23 protein-coding genes are annotated in these 22,290 nt (G+C 54.2%); 18 read left to right on the top strand and 5 right to left on the bottom strand.

Annotation, left to right across the window (positions count from 1 at the left end):
• The first annotated feature begins 3 nt into the window (after positions 1-3).
• Positions 4-945, top strand: coding sequence for a pyrimidine-specific ribonucleoside hydrolase RihA (gene rihA, locus BFV67_RS05775; protein ID WP_069597988.1), 942 nt, complete (start codon positions 4-6; stop codon positions 943-945).
• 54 nt (positions 946-999) lie between these two features.
• Here rihA and BFV67_RS05770 read toward each other — a convergent pair whose 3' ends face one another.
• The gene (locus BFV67_RS05770; RefSeq protein WP_023617134.1) at positions 1,000-1,482 is read right to left on the bottom strand and encodes a zinc ribbon-containing protein; all 483 of its coding nucleotides are present in this window, start codon (positions 1,480-1,482) and stop codon (positions 1,000-1,002) included.
• A gap of 214 nt (positions 1,483-1,696) precedes the next feature.
• Here BFV67_RS05770 and leuS point away from each other — a divergent pair, with 214 nt between their 5' ends.
• The 14 genes from leuS to lipA all read left to right on the top strand — a co-directional run bounded on the left by leuS (position 1,697) and on the right by lipA (position 16,659).
• Entirely contained in the window at positions 1,697-4,279 is a 2,583-nt protein-coding gene (gene leuS / locus BFV67_RS05765) for a leucine--tRNA ligase (RefSeq protein ID WP_021242577.1), read from the top strand.
• Between the two features lie 14 nt (positions 4,280-4,293).
• On the top strand, positions 4,294-4,863 hold the full coding sequence (gene lptE / locus BFV67_RS05760) for an LPS assembly lipoprotein LptE (protein WP_008501042.1): 570 nt from the start codon (positions 4,294-4,296) through the stop codon (positions 4,861-4,863).
• Positions 4,863-5,894, top strand: coding sequence for a DNA polymerase III subunit delta (holA, locus tag BFV67_RS05755; protein ID WP_025912715.1), 1,032 nt, complete (start codon positions 4,863-4,865; stop codon positions 5,892-5,894). Before lptE ends, holA begins: the two co-directional genes overlap by 1 nt.
• Positions 5,887-6,552 carry a nicotinate-nucleotide adenylyltransferase gene (gene nadD, locus BFV67_RS05750; RefSeq protein WP_032637604.1) on the top strand — a complete coding sequence of 222 codons (666 nt, stop codon included), beginning with the start codon at positions 5,887-5,889 and terminating at the stop codon, positions 6,550-6,552. The genes holA and nadD overlap by 8 nt, the downstream gene beginning before the upstream one ends.
• A 269-nt stretch (positions 6,553-6,821) precedes the next feature.
• On the top strand, positions 6,822-7,139 hold the full coding sequence (gene rsfS, locus BFV67_RS05745; RefSeq protein ID WP_003858696.1) for a ribosome silencing factor: 318 nt from the start codon (positions 6,822-6,824) through the stop codon (positions 7,137-7,139).
• Positions 7,140-7,142: 3 nt separating this feature from the next.
• Positions 7,143-7,610 (top strand): 23S rRNA (pseudouridine(1915)-N(3))-methyltransferase RlmH, encoded by a 468-nt coding sequence (gene rlmH, locus BFV67_RS05740; protein ID WP_003858701.1) that lies wholly within the window; start codon positions 7,143-7,145, stop codon positions 7,608-7,610.
• Positions 7,611-7,638: 28 nt separating this feature from the next.
• Positions 7,639-9,540, top strand: coding sequence for a peptidoglycan DD-transpeptidase MrdA (gene mrdA / locus BFV67_RS05735; protein WP_023293034.1), 1,902 nt, complete (start codon positions 7,639-7,641; stop codon positions 9,538-9,540).
• A 2-nt stretch (positions 9,541-9,542) separates the two neighbouring features.
• On the top strand, positions 9,543-10,655 hold the full coding sequence (gene mrdB, locus BFV67_RS05730) for a peptidoglycan glycosyltransferase MrdB (protein ID WP_008501037.1): 1,113 nt from the start codon (positions 9,543-9,545) through the stop codon (positions 10,653-10,655).
• A gap of 16 nt (positions 10,656-10,671) precedes the next feature.
• On the top strand, positions 10,672-11,784 hold the full coding sequence (gene rlpA / locus BFV67_RS05725; protein WP_047748673.1) for an endolytic peptidoglycan transglycosylase RlpA: 1,113 nt from the start codon (positions 10,672-10,674) through the stop codon (positions 11,782-11,784).
• A 139-nt stretch (positions 11,785-11,923) separates the two neighbouring features.
• On the top strand, positions 11,924-13,135 hold the full coding sequence (gene dacA / locus BFV67_RS05720) for a D-alanyl-D-alanine carboxypeptidase DacA (protein WP_008501035.1): 1,212 nt from the start codon (positions 11,924-11,926) through the stop codon (positions 13,133-13,135).
• A 106-nt stretch (positions 13,136-13,241) separates the two neighbouring features.
• A complete protein-coding gene (gene ybeD / locus BFV67_RS05715) occupies positions 13,242-13,505 on the top strand; it encodes a DUF493 family protein YbeD (protein ID WP_003858718.1) in 264 nt (87 codons plus the stop codon).
• A 94-nt stretch (positions 13,506-13,599) separates the two neighbouring features.
• Positions 13,600-14,241 (top strand): lipoyl(octanoyl) transferase LipB, encoded by a 642-nt coding sequence (gene lipB, locus BFV67_RS05710; RefSeq protein ID WP_069597987.1) that lies wholly within the window; start codon positions 13,600-13,602, stop codon positions 14,239-14,241.
• Between the two features lie 291 nt (positions 14,242-14,532).
• The gene (locus BFV67_RS05705) at positions 14,533-15,486 is read left to right on the top strand and encodes a YbeF family transcriptional regulator (protein WP_039265955.1); all 954 of its coding nucleotides are present in this window, start codon (positions 14,533-14,535) and stop codon (positions 15,484-15,486) included.
• A 207-nt stretch (positions 15,487-15,693) separates the two neighbouring features.
• Entirely contained in the window at positions 15,694-16,659 is a 966-nt protein-coding gene (gene lipA, locus BFV67_RS05700; RefSeq protein WP_008501032.1) for a lipoyl synthase, read from the top strand.
• Between the two features lie 82 nt (positions 16,660-16,741).
• On the opposite strand, the gene tatE is transcribed toward lipA, so the two are convergent.
• The gene (gene tatE / locus BFV67_RS05695; RefSeq protein WP_008501031.1) at positions 16,742-16,945 is read right to left on the bottom strand and encodes a twin-arginine translocase subunit TatE; all 204 of its coding nucleotides are present in this window, start codon (positions 16,943-16,945) and stop codon (positions 16,742-16,744) included.
• A gap of 125 nt (positions 16,946-17,070) precedes the next feature.
• Positions 17,071-17,859 (bottom strand): deaminated glutathione amidase, encoded by a 789-nt coding sequence (locus tag BFV67_RS05690; RefSeq protein WP_039265954.1) that lies wholly within the window; start codon positions 17,857-17,859, stop codon positions 17,071-17,073.
• Positions 17,860-17,926: 67 nt separating this feature from the next.
• Between BFV67_RS05690 and crcB the strand changes: the two genes are divergently transcribed.
• Positions 17,927-18,310: a fluoride efflux transporter CrcB gene (gene crcB, locus BFV67_RS05685; protein ID WP_008501029.1), complete on the top strand. Its 384-nt coding sequence runs from the start codon at positions 17,927-17,929 to the stop codon at positions 18,308-18,310.
• 219 nt (positions 18,311-18,529) lie between these two features.
• On the opposite strand, the gene cspE is transcribed toward crcB, so the two are convergent.
• Both cspE and pagP read right to left on the bottom strand, forming a co-directional pair.
• Positions 18,530-18,739 carry a transcription antiterminator/RNA stability regulator CspE gene (gene cspE / locus BFV67_RS05680; protein WP_002439184.1) on the bottom strand — a complete coding sequence of 70 codons (210 nt, stop codon included), beginning with the start codon at positions 18,737-18,739 and terminating at the stop codon, positions 18,530-18,532.
• A gap of 190 nt (positions 18,740-18,929) precedes the next feature.
• The gene (gene pagP / locus BFV67_RS05675) at positions 18,930-19,547 is read right to left on the bottom strand and encodes a lipid IV(A) palmitoyltransferase PagP (RefSeq protein WP_008501026.1); all 618 of its coding nucleotides are present in this window, start codon (positions 19,545-19,547) and stop codon (positions 18,930-18,932) included.
• Between the two features lie 394 nt (positions 19,548-19,941).
• Between pagP and dcuC the strand changes: the two genes are divergently transcribed.
• Together dcuC and rna are read left to right on the top strand one after the other, a co-directional pair.
• Positions 19,942-21,309, top strand: coding sequence for an anaerobic C4-dicarboxylate transporter DcuC (gene dcuC / locus BFV67_RS05670; RefSeq protein WP_021242585.1), 1,368 nt, complete (start codon positions 19,942-19,944; stop codon positions 21,307-21,309).
• A gap of 94 nt (positions 21,310-21,403) precedes the next feature.
• A complete protein-coding gene (gene rna / locus BFV67_RS05665) occupies positions 21,404-22,213 on the top strand; it encodes a ribonuclease I (protein WP_008501023.1) in 810 nt (269 codons plus the stop codon).
• The last annotated feature ends 77 nt before the right edge of the window (positions 22,214-22,290 follow it).

Here is a 22,290-nt window from a genome sequence, read left to right as displayed (position 1 = left end):
GCTATGGCACAACCTATAATTTTCGATTGCGACCCGGGTCATGATGACGCGATCGCGCTCGTCCTTGCACTTGCCTCCCCCGAGCTCGACGTCAAAGCCGTCACCTCTTCTGCCGGAAACCAGACGCCGGATAAAACCCTGCGTAACGTTTTGCGCATGCTGACGCTGCTCAAGCGCACGGATATTCCTGTCGCCGGCGGCGCCCTCAAGCCCCTGATGCGTGAATTAATTATTGCGGATAACGTGCATGGCGAAAGCGGGCTGGACGGTCCGGCGCTGCCGGAACCTGGCTTCACGCCGCAAAGCTGCACCGCCGTGGAGCTGATGGCAAAGGTGCTGCGCGAGAGCGCGGAACCCGTCACCCTGGTGGCAACGGGACCGCAAACCAACGTCGCGCTGCTGCTGAGCAGCCATCCTGAACTGCACAGCAAAATCGCTCGTATCGTCATCATGGGCGGGGCTATGGGCCTGGGAAACTGGACGCCTTCCGCAGAGTTCAACATTTTTGTCGACCCGGAAGCAGCGGAAATCGTCTTCCAGTCGGGCCTGCCAGTTGTGATGGCAGGGCTGGATGTGACGCATCGCGCGCAGATTATGGCAGACGACATTGAGCGCTTCCGCTCCGTGGGCAATCCGGTCGCGACAACCGTGGCTGAGCTGCTCGACTTCTTTATGGAGTATCACAAAGCCGAGAAATGGGGATTCCACGGCGCGCCGCTGCACGATCCGTGCACCATTGCCTGGCTGTTAAAACCGGAGATGTTTACCACAGTCCACAGGTGGGTTGGCGTCGAAACTCAGGGGAAATACACCCAGGGGATGACGGTGGTGGACTACTACTCGCTGACGGGGAATAAACCGAATACCACGGTGATGGTGGATATTGACCGTGAGGCGTTTGTGGATTTGCTGGCGGAGAGACTGGCTTACTACTCTGCGGCCTGATGCCCTCACCCCAGCCCTCTCCCACGGGGAGAGGGCGCAAACCTGGGCTTTTACCTAGGGCTCAAACGGCCGACGCTGGAACTGATCGTGGCCGCATTTCGGACACAGCGACAGGACCTCCGGCGTATACACCGCAATATGATGGTGGCAATTCTCGCACACCAGATTTCCCAGCCCGACCACTTCACCGCTGTGGTACACACCGTGGTGGTTTAAATCCTGAAAGACTTCACGCCACTCCAGCTGCGTTTTATCCGTGATATCGGCCAGCTCCTGCCACAGGCTCTCTTTGATCACCCGCATGAAAACGCTGTCCGTGACCTCCTCCTGGCTTTCCTGGTAGCTGCGCGCGAACTCTTCCAGATCGCGACGCACGGCGCGGGTCACCTCTTCCACTTCGGTTCGCGTTAACTCACCCGTTTGCGACACGCGGGCACGCGCCTGCTCCACCAGCGCGTCGATATCACGCTCGCCGTTACGCAGCCGTTCCGTCAGTGTCGCCACCAGTTCGCGGTAAAATTGAGCAACCTTGTTCATCATTTTGCCTCCCGGGTAAGTAACTATTTCTAATAATAGACCTTATTTCAGCGCCGCTTTGTCAGGTGAAGCACAGACCCGGTAAATTCCTGCAAAGCGCATTTGTGCGAAAGGCTGTTTTGACGCGGGCGTTTGGGCTATGCTATGCGGATCTGAATTACCACATCCATTGGCTACATTTGTAGCTGTATTGAACACAGGACCACTGGCTGCCATGCAAGAGCAATACCGCCCGGAAGAGATAGAATCAAAAGTCCAGCAACACTGGGACGAGAAGCGCACCTTTGAAGTAACCGAAGACGAGAGCAAAGAGAAGTATTACTGCCTGTCGATGCTTCCCTATCCTTCTGGTCGACTACACATGGGCCACGTGCGTAACTACACCATCGGTGATGTGATTGCGCGCTACCAGCGCATGCTGGGCAAAAACGTTCTGCAACCCATCGGTTGGGATGCGTTCGGTCTGCCTGCGGAAGGCGCGGCGGTCAAAAACAATACGGCGCCGGCACCGTGGACGTACGACAACATCGCGTACATGAAAAACCAGCTCAAAATGCTGGGCTTTGGCTATGACTGGAGCCGCGAGCTGGCAACCTGTACCCCGGAATATTACCGCTGGGAACAGAAATTCTTCACCGAGCTGTACAAAAAAGGCCTGGTGTACAAGAAGACCTCTGCCGTTAACTGGTGCCCGAATGACCAGACCGTTCTCGCGAACGAACAGGTTATCGATGGCTGCTGCTGGCGCTGTGATACCAAAGTGGAGCGTAAAGAGATCCCGCAGTGGTTTATTAAAATCACCGCTTACGCTGATGAGCTGCTGAACGATCTGGATAATCTGGACCACTGGCCAGATACCGTTAAGACCATGCAGCGCAACTGGATCGGCCGTTCTGAAGGCGTGGAAATTACCTTCAACGTTGAGAACTACGACCAGACCCTGACCGTCTACACCACCCGTCCGGACACCTTCATGGGCGCGACCTACCTGGCCGTGGCCGCAGGTCACCCGCTGGCGCAGAAAGCGGCAGAAAACAATCCGGAACTGGCTACCTTCATCGACGAGTGCCGCAACACGAAAGTGGCCGAAGCCGATATGGCAACGATGGAGAAAAAAGGGGTTGATACCGGCTTTAAGGCCATTCACCCGCTGACGGGCGAAGCGATCCCTGTCTGGGCCGCCAACTTCGTACTGATGGAGTACGGCACAGGCGCCGTGATGGCTGTTCCGGGTCACGACCAGCGCGACTATGAATTTGCCACTAAATATGGCCTGACCATCAAGCCTGTTATTCTGACGGCGGACGGTTCTGAACCAGACCTGTCCGAACAAGCGCTGACCGAAAAAGGGACCTTGTTCAACTCCGGCGAGTTCAACGGTCTGAGCTTCGAAGAGGGCTTCAACGCTATCGCCGACAAGCTGGCCTCCCTTGGCGTGGGCGAGCGTAAAGTTAACTTCCGTCTGCGCGACTGGGGCGTTTCCCGTCAGCGTTACTGGGGTGCGCCAATTCCAATGGTGACGCTGGAAGATGGCACCGTGATGCCAACGCCGGAAGATCAGCTGCCGGTGATCCTGCCGGAAGACGTGGTCATGGACGGTATCACCAGCCCGATCAAAGCCGATCCTGAGTGGGCAAAAACCACCGTCAACGGTCAGCCCGCGCTGCGCGAAACCGACACCTTTGACACCTTTATGGAGTCATCCTGGTACTATGCTCGCTACACCTGTCCTCAGTATCAGGACGGCATGCTGGATTCCAAAGCAGCGAACTACTGGCTGCCGGTAGATATCTACATCGGTGGTATCGAACACGCCATCATGCACCTGCTCTACTTCCGCTTCTTCCACAAGCTGATGCGCGATGCGGGCATGGTGAACTCTGACGAACCTGCAAAACAGCTGCTGTGCCAGGGCATGGTGCTGGCGGATGCCTTCTATTACGTCGGGGCGAACGGCGAGCGTAACTGGGTATCTCCGGTTGACGCGATCGTTGAGCGCGACGAGAAGGGCCGTATCGTGAAGGCGAAAGACGCTGAAGGTCACGAGCTGGTCTACACCGGCATGAGCAAAATGTCCAAGTCGAAAAACAACGGTATCGACCCGCAGGTGATGGTTGAGCGTTATGGTGCGGATACCGTGCGTCTGTTCATGATGTTTGCCTCTCCGGCAGACATGACGCTGGAATGGCAGGAGTCTGGCGTGGAAGGCGCAAACCGCTTCCTGAAACGCGTCTGGAAGCTGGTTTACGAGCACACCTCACTGGGCGATGCCCCGGCGCTGAACGCTGCTGCCCTGACTGAAGATCAGCAGGCGCTGCGTCGTGACGTTCATAAAACCATTGCGAAAGTGACCGATGATATTGGTCGTCGTCAGACCTTCAATACCGCAATTGCGGCTATTATGGAACTGATGAACAAGCTGGCGAAAGCCCCGCAGGACGGCGAGCAGGATCGTGCCTTAATGCGTGAAGCGCTGCTGGCCGTCGTTCGCATGCTGAACCCGTTCACGCCGCACGTTAGCTTTACCCTGTGGCAGGAGCTGAAAGGCGAAGGCGATATCGACAACGCGCCGTGGCCGCAGGCTGACGAAGCCGCGATGGTGGAAAACACCACGCTGGTCGTGGTCCAGGTGAACGGTAAAGTCCGCGGTAAAATTACCGTGGCGGTCGATGCAACCGAAGAACAGGTTCGCGAGCGCGCGGGCCAGGAACCACTGGTCGCTAAATATCTTGAGGGCGTTACCGTACGTAAAGTGATCTACGTACCTGGTAAACTGCTGAATCTGGTCGTTGGCTAAGCGCGGGAGGAAACGTGCGACAACTGGCAACAATACTCTTATCTCTGGCGGTGCTTGTCACCGCTGGCTGCGGCTGGCACCTGCGCAATACCACGGCGGTGCCTGCTCAGATGAAAACCATGATCTTTGATTCCGGGGATCCGAACGGTCCACTCAGCCGGGCAATTCGCAATCAGCTGCGTCTGAACGGCGTTGAGCTTGTTGAGAAACAGACGCTGCGTCAGGATGTACCGTCTCTGCGTGTGACAGGAAGTGGTCTGTCGAGAGACACTGCGTCTATCTTCCAGGATGGCCGTACCGCAGAGTATCAAATGGTGTTGACGGTCAACGCGGCAGTTCTGATCCCGGGTAAAGACATCTATCCGATCAGCACGAAAGTGTACCGTTCGTTCTTCGATAACCCGCAGACGGCGCTGGCAAAAGATGCCGAACAGCAGATTATCATCAACGAAATGTATGACAAGGCGGCGGAACAGCTGATCCGTAAACTGCCAAGTATTGCAGCGTCAACCAAACAAGGATCTGACATTGTTGATAAACCGGTTGATGGCACGCTTCCTGCTGCTAACTCTCTGGGTAAATGATGATCAGGCTGTATCCTGAACAACTCCGCGCGCAGCTCAATGAAGGGCTGCGCGCGGCGTATCTGCTTCTTGGAAACGATCCGTTATTACTTCAGGAAAGCCTGGATGCCGTGCGGCATGCCGCCGCCGCGCAGGGCTTTGATGAACACCACACCGTCCAGTTGGATAACAATACCGACTGGAACGCCCTCTTCTCGCTCTGTCAGGCGATGAGCCTGTTCGCATCGCGCCAGACGATTCAGATCCTGCTGCCGGAAAACGGGCCTAACGCGGCGATGAACGAGCAGCTCGCTACGCTGGTCAGCCTCTTACACAGCGATCTGATCCTGATTGTGCGTGGCAACAAGCTGACCAAAGCGCAGGAAAACGCGGCATGGTTTACCCAACTCGCGCCCCACGCGGTGCTGGTCACCTGTCAGACGCCTGAGCAGGCGCATCTGCCTAAATGGGTCGCCGCGAGAGCGAAGCAGCACAACCTTCAGCTGGATGACGCGGCGAACCAGCTGCTCTGCTACTGCTATGAAGGTAACCTGCTGGCCCTGGCGCAGGCGCTGGACAGACTCTCCCTGCTCTGGCCGGACGGCAAGCTGACCTTGCCGCGCGTCGAGCAGGCCGTTAACGACGCGGCGCACTTCACGCCGTTCCACTGGGTGGACGCGCTGCTGTCGGCAAAAAGTAAACGCGCCCTGCATATTCTGCAGCAGCTGCGCCTCGAAGGCAGCGAACCGGTTATTCTGCTGCGAACCCTGCAGCGCGAACTGCTGCTGCTGATTACGCTCAAGCGTCAGTCTGCCCATACGCCTTTGCGTTCGCTGTTTGATAAACACCGGGTGTGGCAAAATCGCCGGGCTTTGACCACCGAGGCCATCAACCGCCTGAGTCATGAACAGCTTCGCCAGGCGGTACAGCTTCTGATGCGCGCCGAGCTTACGCTAAAGCAAGATTACGGCCAGTCGGTCTGGGCGGAGCTGGAAAGCCTTTCCCTGCTGCTCTGCCACAAGGCGCTGGCAGACGTTTTTATTGATGGATAGTATGCACTCTTTACAGGCCCTGTATGGCGGCACCTTCGACCCGGTACACTACGGGCATCTGAAGCCGGTTGAAATTCTGGCGAATCTGATCGGCCTTCAGCGCGTCACCATCATGCCCAATAATGTCCCGCCCCACCGTCCACAGCCCGAGGCGACCAGCGAGCAGCGAAAAGAGATGCTTGCCCTGGCCATCGCAGATAAGCCGCTCTTCCGGCTTGACGAGCGTGAGCTGCGTCGCGATACGCCCTCCTGGACCTCGCAGACGCTTCAGGAATGGCGTGCAGAACAAGGTCCAGACCAGCCGCTGGCTTTTATCATCGGACAGGACTCCCTGCTGAACTTCCCCACATGGCATAAATATGAAACCATCCTGGAGAACAGCCACCTGCTCGTTTGCCGCCGTCCTGGCTATCCGCTGACCATGCGCGAAGCGCAGTACCAGCAGTGGCTGGAAGATCATCTCACCGCCAATGTTGAAGATCTTCACACTCAGCCTGCCGGGAAGATTTATCTGGCCGAAACGCCGTGGTTCGATATCTCTGCAACCCTCATTCGCGAGCGCTTACAGCAGGGTTTAGCGTGTGACGATCTGCTCCCCGCACCGGTGCTGGCCTATATCCATACGCATGGTTTGTATCAGAAAAGCGCAGATGAATAGCCGGAGGGCATAAAAAGCGGCTTATTGTTTATCCTGCCTTGACAGGGTAAGCCATACTGTTATTCTCCGCTGCCAGACTTTCCCGCCGATGATTGCTTTACAGAAATTGTTTTACAAAAATGGCGATGCAATCTCAGGCAGAGGGTGGGATGATACCCGCCTTCAAAAGCCCGACCGGAGACTTTTGTCCCGATACAGGCATGAGTTCAGGTATACTGTCTGGCTACGAATTCAACGTTTTACAATCTCATTCACCCCAGGGGGAAAACTTGCAGGGTAAAGCACTCCAGGATTTTGTTATTGACAAAATTGATGACCTGAAAGGTCAGGACATCATCGCTATCGACGTTAAGGGTAAATCCAGTATTACCGACTGCATGATCATCTGCACCGGTACGTCCACACGTCATGTTGTTTCAATTGCCGATCACGTGGTACAGGAATCACGTGCTGCAGGGCTGTTGCCGCTCGGCGTTGAAGGTGAAGCGACGGCTGACTGGGTGGTTGTCGATCTCGGCGATGTGATTGTCCACGTCATGCAGGAAGAGAGCCGTCGCCTGTATGAGCTGGAAAAACTCTGGGGTTAATGCGTGAAGTTGCAGCTGGTCGCCGTCGGCACCAAAATGCCGGACTGGGTACAAACCGGTTTTACTGAATATCTGCGTCGTTTTCCAAAAGACATGCCGTTCGAACTGGTGGAAATCCCCGCCGGTAAGCGCGGCAAGAACGCCGATATCAAACGTATTCTCGATAAAGAGGGCGAACTGATGCTGGCTGCCGCTGGCAAAAACCGCATCGTCACCCTCGATATTCCAGGAAAACCCTGGGATACGCCGCAGCTGGCGCACGAACTGGAGCGCTGGAAGCAGGATGGCCGTGACGTCAGTCTGTTGATTGGCGGACCCGAAGGGTTATCCCCTGCCTGCAAAGCGGCAGCAGAACAAAGTTGGTCCCTCTCCGCGCTGACGCTTCCCCACCCGCTCGTTCGGGTACTGGTGGCAGAAAGCCTGTATCGCGCGTGGAGCATTACTACCAACCACCCCTATCACCGCGAGTAATGACTGACCAGGGTAGATTAAGCAGCGGATGAAACTACAGAATTCTTTTCGCGACTATACGGCTGAGTCCGCGCTGTTTGTGCGCCGGGCGCTGGTCGCCTTCACCGGGATTTTGCTGCTTACCGGCGTGCTGATCGCCAACCTTTATAATCTGCAAATTGTCCGTTTTACCGACTACCAGACGCGTTCCAACGAAAACCGTATCAAGCTGGTGCCTATCGCGCCCAGCCGCGGCATTATTTACGATCGCAACGGCACCCCGCTGGCGTTAAACCGCACCATCTATCAAATCGAGATGATGCCGGAAAAAGTCGATAATGTTCAGGATACGCTGGAAGCGCTGAAAAGCGTTGTTGACCTTAACGACGACGATATCGCCGCCTTCAAAAAAGAGCGCGCCCGCTCACACCGATTCACCTCCATCCCGGTTAAAACCAACCTGACGGAAGTCCAGGTGGCTCGCTTTGCGGTAAACCAGTACCGTTTCCCCGGCGTGGAAGTAAAGGGGTACAAGCGTCGCTACTACCCCTACGGCTCCGCGCTGACGCATGTGATTGGCTACGTCTCCAAGATTAACGACAAAGACGTCGACCGCCTCGATAAAGACGGCAAGCTGGCGAACTACGCCGCAACGCACGACATCGGTAAGCTCGGTATTGAACGCTACTACGAAGATGTCCTGCACGGGCAAACCGGCTATGAAGAGGTTGAGGTTAACAACCGTGGCCGCGTGATTCGCCAGCTTAAAGAAGTGCCGCCTCAGGCGGGGCATGACGTCTATCTGACCCTCGACCTTAAGCTTCAGCAGTATATTGAAACCCTGCTGGCGGGCAGCCGCGCAGCCGTTGTGGTCACCGATCCCCGCACCGGCGGCATCCTGGCGATGGTGTCTATGCCAAGCTATGACCCGAACCTGTTTGTTGACGGCATTTCCAGTAAAGACTACTCCGGTCTGCTGAATGACCCCAACACGCCGCTGGTGAACCGCGCGACGCAAGGGGTTTACCCGCCGGCATCCACGGTTAAACCGTACGTGGCGGTCTCTGCACTGAGTGCTGGCGTCATCAACCGCAATACCAGCCTGTTTGACCCGGGCTGGTGGCAGTTGCCCGGTTCAGAAAAGCGCTATCGCGACTGGAAAAAATGGGGCCACGGTCATCTGAACGTCACCAAATCGCTGGAGGAGTCTGCGGATACCTTCTTCTATCAGGTGGCGTATGACATGGGGATCGACCGCCTGTCAGAATGGATGAGCAAATTCGGCTACGGACACTACACCGGCGTTGACCTGGCGGAAGAACGCTCCGGCAACATGCCGACGCGCGAATGGAAGCTGAAGCGCTTTAAAAAACCGTGGTATCAGGGCGACACCATTCCGGTGGGTATCGGTCAGGGTTACTGGACGGCAACGCCGCTTCAGATGAACAAAGCCATGATGATCCTCATCAATGACGGCGTGGTGAAAGTGCCTCACCTACTGCAGAGTACGGTTGAAGACGGCAAAAAAGTGCCGTGGAACCAGCCGCACGAAGCGCCGGTGGGTGACATTCATTCCGGCTTCTGGGAAATCGCGAAAGACGGTATGTACGGCGTGGCAAACCGCCCCAACGGTACCGCCCACAAGTATTTCGCCGGTACGCCGTACAAAGTGGCGGCGAAGTCCGGTACTGCGCAGGTCTTTGGTCTGAAAGCCAACGAAACCTATAACGCGCACCGCATTGCCGAACGTCTGCGTGACCACAAGCTGATGACGGCGTTTGCCCCATATGACAACCCGCAGGTCGCGGTGGCGATGATTCTGGAGAACGGCGGTGCCGGGCCTGCAGTAGGGACCATCATGCGCCAGATCCTTGACCACATTATGCTGGGTGATAACAACACCGAACTGCCGGCTGAAAACCCGGCCGCCGCTGCGGCGGAGGACCAATAATCATGACGGATAATCCAAATAAAAAATCGCTGTGGGACAAAATCCACATCGACCCAGCCATGCTGCTGATCCTGCTGGCCCTGCTGGTTTACAGCGCGCTGGTTATCTGGAGCGCCAGCGGCCAGGACATCGGGATGATGGAGCGCAAAATCGGCCAGATCGCCATGGGGCTGATTATTATGGTGGTGATGGCGCAGATCCCGCCGCGCGTCTACGAAGGCTGGGCGCCCTACCTCTACATCTTCTGTATTATTTTGCTGGTTGCGGTCGATGCCTTTGGGGCCATTTCAAAAGGGGCGCAACGCTGGCTGGATTTGGGCATTGTCCGCTTTCAGCCTTCGGAAATTGCCAAAATCGCCGTGCCCTTAATGGTGGCACGCTTTATCAACCGCGACGTCTGTCCGCCGTCGCTGAAGAATACCGCCATCGCGCTGGTGCTGATTTTCCTGCCAACGCTGCTGGTTGCGGCACAGCCTGACCTGGGTACCTCTATCCTCATCGCCCTCTCCGGCCTGTTTGTCCTGTTCCTGTCGGGCCTGAGCTGGCGCCTGATTGGTATCGCGGTAGTGCTGATTGCGGCGTTCATCCCTATTCTCTGGTTCTTCCTGATGCACGATTACCAGCGCCAGCGCGTCATGATGCTGCTCGATCCGGAAACCGATCCGCTGGGCGCGGGCTATCATATTATTCAGTCCAAGATTGCGATTGGCTCCGGCGGCCTGCGCGGTAAAGGCTGGCTGCACGGCACGCAGTCGCAGCTGGAATTTTTACCGGAACGTCACACCGACTTTATCTTTGCCGTCCTGGCGGAAGAGCTGGGGCTGGTGGGCATCTTAATACTCCTGGCCCTATACGTTCTGCTGATCATGCGAGGATTGTGGATTGCAGCACGCGCGCAAACGACCTTTGGTCGCGTCATGGCTGGCGGGTTGATGCTGATTTTATTCGTTTATGTCTTCGTAAATATTGGTATGGTGAGTGGTATTCTGCCGGTGGTAGGCGTACCGCTGCCGCTGGTGAGTTACGGAGGCTCGGCACTGATCGTGTTGATGGCCGGGTTTGGTATCGTGATGTCGATCCATACCCACAGAAAAATGTTGTCAAAAAGCGTATAAAAATAAGGGGATCGGAATGCGTAAGCAGTGGCTGGGGATCTGCATTGCGGCAAGTTTACTTGCGGCCTGTACTAGTGATGATGGTCAGCAACAGGCAACCGTCGCGCCGCCGCAGCCTGCGGTGTGTAATGGCCCGATCGTAGAAATCAGCGGTGCCGATCCCGTTTATGAACCGCTGAATGCCAGTGCCAATCAGGATTACGAGCGCGACGGCAAAAGCTATAAAATTGTTCAGGATCCTTCCCGTTTCAGCCAGGCGGGCTTTGCCGCCATTTATGATGCCGAGCCAGGCAGTAACCTGACGGCCTCCGGAGAGACGTTCGACCCCATGCAGTTGACGGCGGCACATCCGACGCTGCCGATCCCGAGCTATGCCCGTATCACCAACCTGGCAAACGGCCGCATGATCGTCGTGCGTATCAACGACCGCGGCCCGTACGGAAATGACCGGGTGATCTCCCTGTCGCGCGCGTCTGCCGATCGCCTGAATACCTCGAACAACACCAAAGTCCGTATTGACCCGATTATCGTGGCGCAGGATGGCTCCCTCTCCGGGCCGGGTACCGCGTGTACGACGGTGGCGAAACAGACTTATGCCCTTCCCGACCGCCCAAATCTTGACGGGGGAATGGGCAGCGTCTCTTCTCCGGCCGAGCCTGCTCAGCCGGGGGGAGAAATACGCCCAATCAGCAATGACACGCTGCAAAGCGACGATTCAACGGGCGCACCGGTAAAGAGCAGCGGCTTTCTTGGCGCACCGACGACCTTAGCCTCGGGCGTGCTGGAAGGCAGTGAACCTACCCCAGCCCCCGCTCCCGTTGCTGCACCAGCGACCCAGCAAGCTCCCGTAACGGCGCCCGCGGCCACGCAAAGTGCCGCGGTGGCGGCTCCAACAGCGGCCAGCGGCAGCTATGTGGTTCAGGTCGGTGCTGTGAGCGATCAGGCCCGGGCTAAACAGTATCAGCAGCGTCTGAGCCAGCAGTTTGGCGTACCAGGACGCGTTGAGCAGAACGGTGCTGTCTGGCGCATTCAGATGGGGCCGTTTGCCAGCAAATCGCAGGCAGCCTCCCTGCAGCAGCGTCTGCAGAATGAAGCTCAGCTTCAGTCATTTATCGCTGTTGCGAAATAATTAACCGGCGGTATCCGAATTGTCAGTTTGTGTAAAACACATTCACAAACTCATGCTTAAAGTCGGATGCCTGCCTGAATAGCATTTGCTATAGTAAGGCACTTTTTTTAATTCCATCACGGATGTCGTAGTTCTGACCATGAAGACCACTTTTTCTGCTCGTTTTGTGCAGCGCATGGCGCTGACCACGGCCCTTTGCGCGGCTGCGCTCTCTGCAGCTCACGCCGATGACCTGAATATCAAGACCATGATCCCTGGCGTTCCGCAAATCGACGCGGAATCCTACATCCTGATCGATTACAACTCTGGCAAAGTGCTGGCAGAACAGAATGCCGATGCCCGCCGTGACCCGGCCAGCCTGACCAAAATGATGACCAGCTACGTTATCGGCCAGGCGATGAAGGCAGGTAAATTCAAAGAAACGGATCTGGTCACCATCGGTAACGATGCGTGGGCAACCGGGAACCCGGTCTTTAAGGGTTCCTCTCTGATGTTCCTGAAACCGGGTATGCAGGTTCCTGTTTCCCAGCTGATTCGCGGTATCAACCTGCAGTCGGGTAACGATGCCTGCGTAGCGATGGCCGATTTCGCCGCCGGTAGCCAGGATGCCTTCGTAGGCCTGATGAACAGCTACGTGAACGCGCTGGGTCTGAAAAACAGCCATTTCCAGACCGTACACGGCCTGGACGCAGACGGTCAGTACAGCTCGGCACGTGATATGGCGTTGATTGGTCAGGCGCTGATCCGCGATGTCCCTAATGAATACTCTATCTATAAAGAGAAAGAGTTCACCTTCAACGGTATCCGTCAGACCAACCGTAACGGCCTGCTGTGGGATAACAGCCTGAACGTTGACGGCATTAAAACGGGTCACACCGACAAAGCGGGCTACAACCTGGTCGCCTCCGCCACTGAAGGCCAGATGCGTCTGATCTCTGCCGTGATGGGTGGCCGCACCTTTAAAGGCCGTGAAACAGAAAGCAAGAAGCTGCTGACCTGGGGCTTCCGTTTCTTCGAAACCGTGAATCCACTGAAAGCAGGCAAAGAGTTTGCGTCTGAACCGGTCTGGTTCGGCGACAACGACCGTGCTTCTCTCGGCGTTGATAAAGACCTCTACCTGACCATTCCGCGCGGTCGTATGAAGGATCTGAAAGCCAGCTACGTCCTGAACAGCACCGAGCTGCACGCCCCGCTGCAGAAAAATCAGGTCGTGGGCACAATCAACTTCCAGCTGGATGGCAAAACGATCGATCAGCGCCCGCTGGTGGTCCTGCAAGAAATTCCTGAAGGCAATTTCTTCGGCAAAATCATTGATTATATTAAATTGATGTTCCACCACTGGTTTGGTTAAAAATCGAACACTTGAAAGTGTGATTTTGATCCCCATATACTAAGTATCCTGATAACTCCCACCTGACGTGGGAGTTATTATTTTTTGACGTTACGCCGGAGCTGACATGAAAACCAAACTTAACGAACTGCTTGAATTCCCTACCCCATTTACCTACAAAGTAATGGGTCTGGCGAAACCTGAGCTGGTTGATCAGGTGGTTGAAGTGGTACAGCGCCATGCGCCGGGTGACTACTCTCCGTCAGTAAAACCAAGCAGCAAGGGCAACTACCACTCGGTTTCTATTACTATCACTGCGACACACATTGAGCAGGTTGAGACGCTGTACGAAGAGCTCGGCAATATCGAAATCGTTCGTATGGTGCTGTAGTCCCTTTGCGGTTACCCGGTTTGCCGGGTAACCCCTCTCCCCGCTGTGATATACTCCCGCATACCTTTTGTCCCTCGTCTTCGGAGACGCAGTTTTGTATCAGGATAAAATTCTGGTCCGTCACCTCGGGCTGCAACCTTACGAGCCTGTCTCCCAGGCTATGCATGACTTCACCGATTCACGCGATGACACAACCCCCGATGAGATCTGGCTGGTCGAACACCTGCCGGTCTTTACGCAGGGTCAGGCGGGAAAAGCAGAACATTTATTAATGACGGGCGATATTCCGGTTATCCAGAGCGATCGCGGCGGTCAGGTCACGTACCATGGTCCCGGGCAGCAGGTAATGTACGTCCTGCTCAATCTGAAGCGCAGAAAGCTCGGCGTGCGTGAACTGGTTACCTTACTGGAACAGACAGTCGTCAATACGCTGGCGGAATACGGGATTGACGCGCATCCGCGGGCCGATGCGCCTGGGGTCTACGTTGGGGAAATGAAGATCTGCTCTCTGGGGCTGCGTATTCGTAAAGGCTGCTCATTCCATGGCCTGGCCTTGAATATTAATATGGATCTCGCGCCTTTCCAGCGCATAAACCCCTGCGGCTACGCCGGCATGGAAATGACGCAAATGCGCCAGTGGATAGAAACCGCTACGCCAGACACGATTCGTCCCGTGCTGTTAAAGAACGTGTTAGCACTACTTAACAATCCCCCGCACGAATATATCCCTGCTTAATATATCGTACAACAGGGCTCGCTAATTTGACGGGCCACTGTCTATTTACCGTTTTTGCACTTTACAATAATCCATAGATTCTATATTTTCGAAGCGCCCGAATATTACCGCTACATATTATTTAGCCTCCAGCATGCACGGCAAACACGGCATAAGTAACGTGAGCAATTATCACACAAGCGTTTGCTTTTGATAAACAAATGAAACAAAACCAACACTTTACGAATCTCTACAAGCATAATAAATAAATTCAACTATCATTCATATTGTGAATGTATACGGAGTGAAAGCGTGGAGTATAATAATTTACCAGCCAAACGACTGAATGAACCTGGTGGCGAAGACAAGCCGCAAATTTTTCGGACTTTACGTAATATTGATCTCAATTTACTGACTATTTTTGAGGCAGTATATGTCCATAAGGGTATCGTTAACGCTGCGAAAATTCTTAATCTCACGCCATCAGCAATTAGCCAGTCCATCCAAAAGCTACGCGCTATATTTCCTGACCCGTTATTTATCCGTAAGGGCCAGGGGGTAACGCCGACGGCCTACGCCACGCATCTCCATGAGTACATCAGCCAGGGGCTGGAGTCGATTCTGGGCGCACTGGATTTAACCGGGAGCTACGATAAGCAGAGAACCATCACCATCGGCTGTTCCCCTTCGGTGGGTGTGCTGGTCATGCCTGCGATCTTCCAGGCCGTAAAAGAGCATGCTCCGCAGCTCCTGCTTCGCAATGTGCCTCTCCATGAACCTGACGTTCAGCTTGCCCAGTTCCAGACGGACCTGATTATTGAAAGCGGCAGCTTCAGTGCCAGAGCGCTGGGGCAAAATGTGCTCTATGCGGATAACCTGGTGCTGGTTTGCCGTCAGCAGCATCCTGCCCTCAGCGAGCCGCTGACCATAGAAAACCTGCGCAACTACGACCACTCGTCTTTCATGACCGAAGGGCAGTCCAACCATGGCCTTCGTCAGCGTATTGATGAAATTTTCCCGGAACGTCAGATCAGCTTCAGCAGTTACAATATGTTCACCACCGCATCCCTGATAGGCAGCAGCGATATGCTGTGCATCATGCCATCGCGCCTGTACAGCCTGCTCCGGAAATGCTGGCCGCTGGACAGTATCCCCCTCAGCCAGCTTAATGGGGAATCTGTTGAAATTTCACTGCATTACAACAAGCTGAGCTTGCGCGATCCGGTTCTGGAAAACGTAATCCGCATTATCCGTCAGGCCTTCTGACAGGTTGAGCCAGCATAAGCCCCTGCGGCAGGCAGGGCAAAAGGCACAAAACAACAACTATTTTACAAATTGGCGATCTGGCAGGCTGCTTTAACGACCGTTTCAATGATATACTGCCTGTCGTTCGTTCAAAAATAGTTGATAAATACAACATTCCCTTGAATTGAAACGCTTTCCTTCGATATTCGCAACTGGAACACGCACGCTATGAGTAAACCCATTGTGATGGAACGCGGTGTTAAATACCGCGATGCCGATAAAATGGCCCTTATCCCGGTTAAAAACGTGGCTACAGAGCGCGAGGCGCTGTTAAGAAAACCGGAATGGATGAAAATCAAACTTCCGGCCGACTCTTCGCGTATCCAGGGGATCAAAGCGGCGATGCGCAAGAATGGCCTTCACTCCGTTTGTGAAGAAGCCTCTTGTCCGAACCTTGCTGAATGTTTCAATCACGGTACCGCGACGTTTATGATTCTGGGTGCTATCTGTACCCGCCGCTGCCCGTTCTGCGATGTTGCTCATGGCCGTCCGGTTGCACCTGATGCTAACGAACCCCAGAAGCTGGCGCAGACCATCGCCGACATGGCGCTGCGTTACGTGGTTATCACGTCCGTTGACCGTGACGATCTGCGCGACGGCGGAGCGCAGCACTTCGCTGACTGTATTACGGCCATTCGCGAGAAAAGCCCAAACATCAAAATCGAGACGCTGGTGCCAGACTTCCGCGGCCGTATGGACCGCGCGCTGGATATCCTGACCGCGACGCCGCCAGATGTATTTAACCACAACCTGGAAAACGTACCGCGTCTCTATCGTCAGGTGCGCCCGGGCGCTGACTATAACTGGTCTCTGAAACTGCTGGAACGCTTCAAAGAAGCGCATCCACATATTCCGACCAAGTCAGGTCTGATGGTAGGTCTGGGTGAAACTAACGATGAAATCATCGAGGTGATGCGCGATCTTCGCCGCCACGGTGTAACCATGCTGACTCTGGGCCAGTATCTGCAGCCAAGCCGTCACCACCTGCCGGTACAGCGCTACGTGAGCCCGGACGAGTTTGATGAAATGAAGGCCGAAGCGCTGGCGATGGGCTTTACTCACGCCGCATGCGGCCCGTTTGTTCGCTCCTCCTACCATGCAGATATGCAGGCAAAAGGCGAAGAAGTTAAATAATGCTGTAATATTCATTTACAGTAATACAAAAAAACCGGCCTCATGAGCCGGTTTTTTTTTCGCATGCCCTCAGGCGTTGCTGTCACTCTTTGTGAGAAAGCTTGTCTGCCGGGACGTCATCCTCAGCGCTTTTCTTCGCGGCTGTATCATCGTCGTTCATCGCTTTCTTAAAGCCTTTGATGGCAGCCCCCAGGTCACCACCCAGCGTGCGTAACTTCTTGGTACCAAACAGCAGGACGACCAGTGCGGCAACCACCAGCAGTTTGGTAATACTAATCTCACCCATAGATACCTTCTTTACTTAAAACAGGCTGCATTCAGCGCCAAAACCTGACTGTATTAACGGTCATTTAGCGCGTGCACACAATAGCAATCTGTAACAAGGTGAATCAAGCATTGTTGAAAAAAACATCACAATAATTGCGGTGGCGCAAACCGACGATTGCGAAGAACAGGTAATTGCTGACGTGCAAGCGCAATTCTGTCTATGTTTATCTCCGCCACCAGCAAATCCGGGGCTTCCGCAGCGGCGGCGATCGTCACACCCAGCGGATCGACTACCCTGCTTTGCCCGATGTTCTTCGTTCCGCATTCTCCTGCAGCAACGATATAGCAGGTGGTATCCAGCGCGCGTGCCGCCAGCAGCGTTGCCCAGTGATGTTCTTTTAACGGCCCTTTAACCCACGCGGCAGGCAGAACCAGCACGTCCGCCCCCTGTAGCGCCAGATGGAGTGCCAGCTCCGGAAAACGCAGGTCATAGCAGGTCATCAGCCCAACCTTTAATCCGTCAATCTCCAGCAGCGGCGGAACACGGTCTCCTGGGTCGACGCGCCGTGATTCCTGAATGCTGAAGGCATCATAAAGATGGAGCTTGGCGTAACGTGCGACTATGGCTCCGCCGCGAATCGCCACCAGCGTATTCACCGCCCGACCCGGCGTAGAGGGAACATGGATTGTTAAGATCGTCGTCATCGTATTGCCCACGCTCTGGGCGAGCAATTGCTGTAAAAATTCACCGTCCAGCGGCTGCGCGGACTTCACGGATAAATCCGGGTCATTATCATCCCTGGCCAGCAGCGCCTCAGGAAGCACCAGCAGCGACGCGCCTTTCTGTTGGGCCTGCATCATCAGATTGACGCATTTTATCGCGTTAGCCTGCCAGTCAGGCGTGACCGCAAATTGCCCTACCGCAACATACATATTTGTCCCCTCATCATAAACGGCGTTAAACTCGCTTCTCTTACACATCAAATAGCAGGTATTTAGCGTGTTACAACTACTTTTAGCCGTTTTTATTGGTGGGGGAACGGGTAGCGTTGCGCGATGGTTTCTCAGTATGCGGTTTAACCCCCTGCATCAGGCGATTCCCATGGGGACGCTGGCTGCAAACCTGATAGGTGCCTTTATCATTGGCATGGGGCTGGCCTGGTTTAACCGAATGACACACATTGACCCAATGTGGAAAGTCCTGATTACCACCGGATTCTGCGGCGGGTTAACCACCTTCTCAACCTTTTCTGCGGAAACGGTTTTTCTCTTTCAGGAAGGCCGTATCGGCTGGGCGCTGATGAATATGGCGATCAATATGCTCGGCTCCTTTGCGATGACGGGGATCGCATTTTGGCTATTTTCTTCCGCAAGCGCGCATTAACAGCCGAACCGTTAATGTTGGCTTAATTTTTCTCTGTCACTCTGGATGCAGTACTGAACGAGGGTGACAGAATGAAACAGAGTCTGATGAGCGCAGGCATGGTGTTGTTAAGCGTGCTGATCGTGGCCAGCTTCCTGAAAATGTATCTGCTTGGCTGATTCAAAACGAAAAAAACCCGCTCAGTGAGCGGGTTTTGAAATTCTTGCTGACGCGTCTGGATTACAGAGCGATTACGTTAGCAGCAGAAGGGCCTTTGGCACCGTTAGTGATTTCGAACTCTACACGCTGACCTTCAGCCAGAGTTTTGAAACCATTAGACTGGATTGCAGAGAAGTGTACGAACACGTCTTTGCTGCCATCTTCAGGAGTAATGAAACCGAATCCTTTGGACTCATTAAACCACTTAACGTTACCTTTAATCTTAGACATCAAAATTACCTTTACATTAAAAAACGACACAAATGCTGTGTCGGTTACCAGTACATCAATTGTGAGACCTTTTGTCCAGCGGATCTTTGATAAAAAGTGACTAAAGTCGCGTTAATTTTCACTGGCAGATTTTTATCGTTTATGAATCAACGGCTGCGCGTTTTATCACCAACAGGTAACGTTTTTTCAGTTAAAACTGAAAACGCATCCAGGCGAAGTAAACGTTACCGTTGTTGTACGTGCCCGGGATGTAGGTCATCTGGAACGTTGCGGGGCCGTAACCGATAGAGGCCAACGGCAGCAGCACCGGGATCGGAATGTAGTTCCAGTTGTCACGTGCGGTGACCCCCGCGGTATAGCCCAACCCGACATGGAAGTTCTCGTCGGCTAGCGGGCGCCAGGTTTTCTCCCAGCCGTAGCCCCCAATCGGCTCCCATTTATTAAAGGAGTCTTTAAAGGCCATCAGATAGATGCCATGCCAGTTTCCCTTATCATCCCAGCGCGACTGACCGAAACCAGCGCCCCACGGACGCTCGTTATATTTATCGGTTTTCTCTTTGTCGTAAGCAAAACGCGCATGCCACGTTATTGCCGGAACATAGAGATCATAATGTTCGGGCGCCGTCCAGGTCTGAGAGACATTATCCGTAAAGGTTGAGAACCACCCTTTATCCGTCGCGTTGTCCTCTGCCTGTGCAACAGAAGAAAACGTTAACTGCCCAAAAATAAACAATAAAATTGAGAAAAATGTATTACGTACGATCACAATGCAATTACCATTCTTAGTATTCGAGGCAAAGTTTACCATAAAGTAGTTGAATCAAGGCTTAACGACATCAGCGTTATTCCTAATTATTCGGCCTTTTTCCGGGAATATTCTCAATAAACTGGACCGCAAGTCTGAATAAGCCCATTCAGAGTGAGCCTTTAACCTGTTTAGCCTTGTATATCAGCAACATGCTGAATTACACAAAATATTAACAATCTGTTATCATTGTAAGGACATATTACGCTATTTCTGACGGTCAAGACTCTCATGGCGTAAATGTAAGAGCCATGGCAAAAACACGGTTGTTCTGCTCTCTAGTCGTCTGTTTATTGATTTTAATCAGCAAGAACAGGCCATTTATTCGGCACATTTTCATCCTTCTTATTTTTATTGATTTTTTGTGCTCCATTGCAGCAGAGATACAGGGGAAATCATGCTTACGTTATTCGAACTCCTTATTGGGGTCGTCGTCATTGTCGGTGTCGCACGCTACATCATTAAAGGCTATTCGGCCACGGGCGTATTATTTGTTGGCGGTTTAACGCTGCTGATTATCAGCGCCATAATGGGACATCAGGTATTACCTGCCAGTGCAACCAGTACGGGTTACACCGCCACTGATATTGTTGAATACATTAAGATATTACTCATGAGCCGCGGCGGCGACCTGGGTATGATGATCATGATGCTGTGCGGTTTTGCCGCCTACATGACCCATATCGGTGCCAACGACATGGTCGTTAAGCTTGCCTCAAAACCGCTGCAGTACATCAACTCACCCTATCTGCTGATGGTCGCCGCCTATTTCCTCGCCTGCCTGATGTCGCTGGCCGTGTCGTCGGCAACCGGACTTGGCGTACTGCTCATGGCCACGCTGTTCCCGGTCATGGTGAACGTCGGTATCAGCCGCGGCGCGGCAGCAGCCATTTGCGCGTCTCCGGCAGCCATTATTCTTTCCCCAACCTCCGGCGACGTTGTGCTGGCGGCAAAGGCTGCGGAGATGTCGCTCATCGACTTCGCCTTTAAAACCACGCTGCCAATCTCTATTGTCGCCATTGTGGGAATGGGAATCGCGCATTTCTTCTGGCAGCGCTATCTGGACAAGAAAGAAAACATCAGCCACGAGATGATGGATGTGAGTGAGATCACCACCACCGCACCCGCGTTTTATGCCATTCTGCCCTTCACGCCGATTATCGGAGTGCTGATTTTTGACGGCAAATGGGGCCCGCAGCTGCACATCATCACCATTCTGGTGATCTGCATGCTGCTGGCTGCCGTGCTGGAGTTTGTGCGCGGTTTCAACACGCAAAAGGTGTTCTCTGGTCTGGAAGTCGCCTATCGCGGTATGGCGGATGCCTTCGCTGGCGTGGTGATGCTGCTGGTGGCAGCGGGCGTTTTTGCTCAGGGTCTGAGCACCATCGGCTTTATCCAGAGCCTGATCTCTATCGCCACCTCGTTCGGCTCGGCCAGTATTATCCTGATGCTGGTCCTGGTGGTACTCACCATGCTGGCGGCCATGACCACCGGTTCCGGCAATGCGCCTTTCTACGCTTTCGTGGAGATGATCCCGAAACTGGCCCACTCCTCCGGGATTAACCCGGCCTATCTCTCCATTCCCATGCTGCAGGCGTCAAACCTGGGCCGTACCATTTCCCCGGTATCGGGCGTGGTCGTCGCCGTTGCCGGGATGGCGAAAATCTCGCCATTTGAAGTGGTAAAACGCACCTCAGTGCCCGTTATGGTTGGGCTGATTATCGTGATTATCGCCACGGAAGTGCTGGTGCCCGGCGCAGCCTAAGCTAAATTCCTGATATCCAGAAAGCGCCTGCGGGCGCTTTTTGTGCTTTAATAACCCCCAGAAATCAATCACGCTCATTCGATCAGGAAATCATATGTTCAGGAAGGATATCGTTATCCCGTCTGGGGCAATCGCGCTTGCCCTCTGTGTTTTCTCCACGCAGGCAGAACCGCTCAAGGCAACCCAGTATGGCGATTTCGATCGCTATGTGCTGGCCCTGTCCTGGCAAACCGGTTTTTGCCAGAGCATGGTCGAGCGCAACCGCAATGAACCTGACGAATGTCGCCTGCAAAAAGAGCGCGAAAATAAAGCCGATTTTCTGACCGTTCACGGGCTATGGCCCGGCCTGCCAAAATCCATTGCCGCACGCGGGGTGGATGAACGTCGATGGATGCGTTTTGGCTGCGCCACGCGCCCCATTCCGAACATGCCGGAAGTGAAGGCCAGCCGTAAATGCGATGCCGCCGAAACCGGACTGTCGCTTTCCGCTGCCGCAAAGCTCAACGACGTGATGCCGGGTGCGGGCGGTAATTCCTGCCTGGAACGCTACGAATACGCCAAACATGGCGTCTGCTTTGGTTTCGATCCGGATGCCTATTTCGGCACGATGGTGCGGATGAATCAGGAAGTTAAAAACAGTGCGGTCGGTAAATTCCTTGCCAATAACTACGGAAAACCCGTCAATCGCAGCGACTTTGACAGTGCCGTAGCCAAAAGCTGGGGCAAGGAGAACGTCAGAGCGTTCAAGCTGACCTGCAACGGCAATCCGGCTTATCTGACCGAGATGCAGATTTCGCTGAAGGCTGACGCCATTAACAACCCGCTTTCTGCGGCCTCATTTGCCCCGCAGCCACATCCGGGTAACTGCGGTAAACAATTCGTGATTGATAAAGCCGGTTACTGATCGGTATGAACCGGAAACATGGGTAACACTTTAGACCGGATACATGGGTAACAGTTATAACTGGCATAGAAGAGGAG

The sequence above is a fragment of the Enterobacter roggenkampii genome (genome assembly GCF_001729805.1).
GTDB classification, from domain to species: Bacteria; Pseudomonadota; Gammaproteobacteria; order Enterobacterales; family Enterobacteriaceae; genus Enterobacter; species Enterobacter roggenkampii.
The sequence above is the reverse complement of the archived record's forward strand: the minus strand, read 5'-3'. Positions and strand labels throughout refer to the sequence as shown.

Excerpts from the sequence above, each read along its gene's own strand:
- rihA (WP_069597988.1), top strand. The coding sequence starts at position 4 with ATGGCACAACCTATAATTTTCGATTGCGACCCGGGTCATGATGACGCG.
- BFV67_RS05770 (WP_023617134.1), bottom strand. The coding sequence starts at position 1,482 with ATGAACAAGGTTGCTCAATTTTACCGCGAACTGGTGGCGACACTGACG.
- leuS (WP_021242577.1), top strand. The coding sequence starts at position 1,697 with ATGCAAGAGCAATACCGCCCGGAAGAGATAGAATCAAAAGTCCAGCAA.
- holA (WP_025912715.1), top strand. The coding sequence starts at position 4,863 with ATGATCAGGCTGTATCCTGAACAACTCCGCGCGCAGCTCAATGAAGGG.
- nadD (WP_032637604.1), top strand. The coding sequence starts at position 5,887 with ATGGATAGTATGCACTCTTTACAGGCCCTGTATGGCGGCACCTTCGAC.
- mrdA (WP_023293034.1), top strand. The coding sequence starts at position 7,639 with ATGAAACTACAGAATTCTTTTCGCGACTATACGGCTGAGTCCGCGCTG.
- mrdB (WP_008501037.1), top strand. The coding sequence starts at position 9,543 with ATGACGGATAATCCAAATAAAAAATCGCTGTGGGACAAAATCCACATC.
- rlpA (WP_047748673.1), top strand. The coding sequence starts at position 10,672 with ATGCGTAAGCAGTGGCTGGGGATCTGCATTGCGGCAAGTTTACTTGCG.
- dacA (WP_008501035.1), top strand. The coding sequence starts at position 11,924 with ATGAAGACCACTTTTTCTGCTCGTTTTGTGCAGCGCATGGCGCTGACC.
- ybeD (WP_003858718.1), top strand. The coding sequence starts at position 13,242 with ATGAAAACCAAACTTAACGAACTGCTTGAATTCCCTACCCCATTTACC.
- lipA (WP_008501032.1), top strand. The coding sequence starts at position 15,694 with ATGAGTAAACCCATTGTGATGGAACGCGGTGTTAAATACCGCGATGCC.
- tatE (WP_008501031.1), bottom strand. The coding sequence starts at position 16,945 with ATGGGTGAGATTAGTATTACCAAACTGCTGGTGGTTGCCGCACTGGTC.
- BFV67_RS05690 (WP_039265954.1), bottom strand. The coding sequence starts at position 17,859 with ATGTATGTTGCGGTAGGGCAATTTGCGGTCACGCCTGACTGGCAGGCT.
- cspE (WP_002439184.1), bottom strand. The coding sequence starts at position 18,739 with ATGTCTAAGATTAAAGGTAACGTTAAGTGGTTTAATGAGTCCAAAGGA.
- pagP (WP_008501026.1), bottom strand. The coding sequence starts at position 19,547 with ATGGTAAACTTTGCCTCGAATACTAAGAATGGTAATTGCATTGTGATC.
- dcuC (WP_021242585.1), top strand. The coding sequence starts at position 19,942 with ATGCTTACGTTATTCGAACTCCTTATTGGGGTCGTCGTCATTGTCGGT.
- rna (WP_008501023.1), top strand. The coding sequence starts at position 21,404 with ATGTTCAGGAAGGATATCGTTATCCCGTCTGGGGCAATCGCGCTTGCC.